The following is a 352-nucleotide window of genomic DNA, read 5'->3' as shown; positions in this document are numbered from 1 at the left end:
GCGAGCCGAGAGGTGCCGATCTCGTAAAATCAGCACAAAAAATCAAGTGCCAACCGCACTTCATATGCTGCTCTGCCCCTGGCTGCTTAGTTAGGGATATGAGCACATGACCTCTGCGTGAGGTCACGTCTGCCTGTCCCGCTCTCTGACCGGTGATAGAGCAGGCGTCACAATGTCAGAGTGCCGCATACGAGGCTGCTAAGTATGTGAAAGAGGGCTTTCGGGTCCAAGCGGCTGGTTCTGCCGGAGCAATGTTGGCGAGCGCCGCCAGAATAAGATAAATATCCAACTACGCTCGTAGAGATCCGAGGGTCGAATCTTTCGGACGCGGGTTCAAGTCCCGCCATCTCCA

At 55.1% G+C, this 352-nt stretch carries 1 other RNA gene; it reads left to right on the top strand.

Features of this window, described 5'->3' with window-relative positions:
• Positions 1–352: a transfer-messenger RNA gene (gene ssrA, locus ACO0K4_RS19590) on the top strand; the annotation flags it as partial.

Origin of the sequence: Undibacterium sp. RuTC16W, assembly GCF_049339445.1 — a bacterium.
GTDB lineage: Bacteria > Pseudomonadota > Gammaproteobacteria > Burkholderiales > Burkholderiaceae_D > Undibacterium.
This window is presented reverse-complemented; position numbering and strand designations above follow the sequence as displayed.